Raw genomic sequence first — 331 nt, 5'->3', positions numbered from 1 at the left:
GGGGACGTCGAACTCGACGTCCCGAGACGCGCCCGGTGCGAGCGCCGGCACCCGCACCGGTGCTGTCCGGCCACCCACCCGGTCCTGGCCGTCGAGACGGACCGGCAGCCAGGGAGACCGGTTGACCACGGTGAGCGTCCCTTGGCACTCGGCCAGCCGCACGACCCGCTCAGCGGAGAGCGTCCGCCGGATCTCAAGCGGTGCCGGAAGCACGACACCCGCGACCGACGCGATGACCATGGCCGACAGCGCGGCGCCGAACCCGGCCACCCCCGGGTACCGGGCCCACAACCCGCCGCCCAGCAGGATCGCGGCCGTGACGAGAACGCCC

Annotated in this window: 1 pseudogene; it reads right to left on the bottom strand. The window is 74.6% G+C overall.

Annotated elements, in window-relative coordinates:
• Positions 1–331 (bottom strand): annotated as a pseudogene (locus tag ELR45_RS35290) (hypothetical protein); the annotation flags it as partial.

Origin of the sequence: Phytoactinopolyspora endophytica, assembly GCF_004138495.1 — a bacterium.
GTDB classification, from domain to species: Bacteria; Actinomycetota; Actinomycetes; order Jiangellales; family Jiangellaceae; genus Phytoactinopolyspora; species Phytoactinopolyspora endophytica.
The sequence above is the reverse complement of the archived record's forward strand: the minus strand, read 5'-3'. Positions and strand labels throughout refer to the sequence as shown.